Origin of the sequence: Mesorhizobium sp. M0923, from assembly GCF_040319365.1 — a bacterium.
Taxonomy (GTDB): domain Bacteria; phylum Pseudomonadota; class Alphaproteobacteria; order Rhizobiales; family Rhizobiaceae; genus Mesorhizobium.
Genome location: NZ_JAMYNW010000055.1, coordinates 1 through 1,689, shown reverse-complemented (window position 1 = coordinate 1,689; position 1,689 = coordinate 1). Strand labels below are relative to the sequence as shown.

The following is a 1,689-nucleotide window of genomic DNA, read 5'->3' as shown; positions in this document are numbered from 1 at the left end:
CGCCGCAGGGCGCGGTCGAGACGGCGCTGGCCGGGATCTGGGCGGAGCTGCTCGGGGTCGAGCGGGTCGGACGCCACGACAACTTCTTCGAGCTCGGCGGCCACTCGCTGTTGGCCGTGCAGCTGATGAGCCGGCTGTCGCAGGTTGTTGGCGTCGAGCTGCCGCTGACGAGGCTGTTCGCCAAACCGGTGCTGGCTGATCTGGCGGAAAGCATCGTCGAAGATTTGAGCCGCGCCGGTCCGCAAGACCTGCCGGCGATTGCGGCCGTGTCGCGCAATGAGCCGCTTGTGCTGTCGTTTGCGCAGCAGCGGCTATGGTTTTTGGCGCAGCTCGACGAGGGCAGCACCAACTATCATATTCCGCTGGCCTTGCGGCTGCGGGGGGTGCTCGACCGCGTCGCCTGGCAGCGCAGCCTTGACCGTCTGTTTGCACGTCATGAGGCGCTACACAGTGTCTTTGTCGCGTCGGAGGGCAAGCCCCTGGTCGCGGTTCTGCCGCCGGATGCGGGGCTGCCGGTGCTGGAGCACAATCTCAAGGGCAGGCCAGATGCTGAGGCGGCGCTTTTGGATCTGTGCCATGAAGAGGCCCTCACGCCGTTCGATCTCGCGCGTGGGCCGCTGATCCGCGGGCGTCTGATCCGGATATCGGATGAGGAACACGTCTTCCTGCTGACCCAGCACCACATCGTCTCGGACGGCTGGTCGATGAGCGTGCTGGTGGGTGAACTCAGTCAGCTTTACCGGGCGTTTGAGGCTGGACAGGACGATCCTTTGCCGCCGCTTGCGATCCAGTACCCGGATTATGCCGCCTGGCAGCGACAGTGGCTGACGAGGGAACGGCTGCAGAGCCAGGCGGACTATTGGCGCGAGACCCTCGCCGGCGCCCCGGCCCGTCTTGGCTTGCCGACGGACCGTCCGCGGCCGGCCCAGCAGTCGTTTGCCGGAGCCAGTGTGCCCGTTGTCATCGATGTGGATTTGACGCGGGGTCTGAAGCGGCTGAGCCGGCAGCATGGCACGACGCTGTTCATGACGGTGCTGACGGCGTGGGCTGCGGTGCTGTCGCGCCTGTCGGGGCAGGACGACCTTGTCATCGGCGTGCCGAGCGCCAATCGCGGCCGGCGCGAGATCGAAGAGCTGATCGGCTTCTTCGTCAACACCCTGGCGCTTCGGCTGGACCTGTCGGGCGAGCCGAGCGTGGCGGAGCTTCTGGAGCGGACGCGGCGCACGGCGCTGGCCGCGCAGGAGCATCAGAACCTGCCGTTCGAGCAGGTCGTCGAGATCGCGCAGCCGCCCCGGCATCTTGATCACACGCCGTTGTTCCAGGTGATGCTGGCCTGGGAGAACAATGCGGTCGAGTCATTGGACCTGCCGGGGCTGAGTGTGGAGGCTGCCGGGGAGGGGTATGATCAGGTCAAGTTCGATCTGGAGCTGAGCCTGGGCGAGCGTGGCGATCAGATCGCCGGATCGCTGCACTATGCCACGGCGCTGTTCGACGAAGCGACGATCGAGCGGCAGCGTGGTTATCTGCTGGCGCTGCTGCGGGCGATGGTTGCCGATGCCGGGCAGCCGGTCGGCCGCATCGAGCTGCTGTCGCCCGAGGAGCGGACCTACCTTTTGGAGGAGCTGAACCGGACGGACGCGGACTATCCGTCGGATCTTTGCATCCACGAGCTGTTCGAGCAACAGGTGC

The 1,689-nt window shown here is 66.3% G+C and carries 1 protein-coding gene; it reads left to right on the top strand.

The window, feature by feature from the left end:
- On the top strand, positions 1 to 1,689 hold a 1,689-nt coding region (locus NKH89_RS35580; RefSeq protein WP_352912025.1), incomplete at both ends, for a condensation domain-containing protein.